Annotated in this window: 1 protein-coding gene; it reads left to right on the top strand. The window is 45.3% G+C overall.

What is annotated here, in order from left to right:
* Nucleotides 1–254: NAD(P)/FAD-dependent oxidoreductase (locus SB773_RS33195; RefSeq protein WP_410594698.1), on the top strand; the 254-nt coding region annotated here is incomplete at both ends.

Below are 254 nucleotides of genomic sequence, written 5' to 3'. Positions count from 1 at the left end.
CAAAAGATCTTGCAAAAACGCGCTTTTGAAAACGAAAAGATCGAAGTGATCTGGGATTCTGCAGTGAAAGAAATTCGTGGTGAAGGCAAAGTACAATCCGTCTTGCTCGAAAACACGAAAACTGGTGAGCAAAGCGATCTTTCTACTGACGGCGTATTCATCTACGTAGGTATGGACCCGTTGACTGAGAGCGTACGCCCACTGGGGATTACGAACGATGCAGGGTACGTTTTGACGGATGAAAAAATGTACAC

This window comes from Bacillus sp. SIMBA_074, assembly GCF_046534555.1.
Taxonomy (GTDB): domain Bacteria; phylum Bacillota; class Bacilli; order Bacillales; family Bacillaceae_G; genus Bacillus_A; species Bacillus_A mycoides.
The sequence above is the reverse complement of the archived record's forward strand: the minus strand, read 5'-3'. Positions and strand labels throughout refer to the sequence as shown.